Here is a 262-nt window from a genome sequence, read left to right as displayed (position 1 = left end):
GGTGTTCTTCAGCTCCAGGATCTCGCCGCGGGCGCTGACCGTGATCTTCTGGCTCAGATCGCCGCGCGCCACCGCGGTCGTGACCTGGGCGATGTTGCGGACCTGATCGGTCAGATTGCCCGCCATGAAATTCACCGAGGCGGTCAGGTCGCGCCACACGCCGCCGACGCCGGGCACCTCCGCCTGACCGCCCAGCCGGCCCTCCGAGCCGACTTCGCGGGCGACGCGGGTGACCTCGTCGGCGAACGCGGACAGCTGGTCC

Annotated in this window: 1 protein-coding gene; it reads right to left on the bottom strand. The window is 70.6% G+C overall.

Annotation, left to right across the window (positions count from 1 at the left end):
* A partial coding sequence (locus ON27_RS29170) for a HAMP domain-containing protein (protein ID WP_043734659.1) occupies positions 1 to 262 on the bottom strand: 262 nt, incomplete at both ends.

Origin of the sequence: Nocardia asiatica NBRC 100129 (assembly GCF_000308415.1) — a bacterium.
GTDB classification, from domain to species: Bacteria; Actinomycetota; Actinomycetes; order Mycobacteriales; family Mycobacteriaceae; genus Nocardia; species Nocardia asiatica.
Note: the sequence above shows the minus strand (reverse complement) of the source record. Positions and strands in the feature narration are given on the sequence as shown.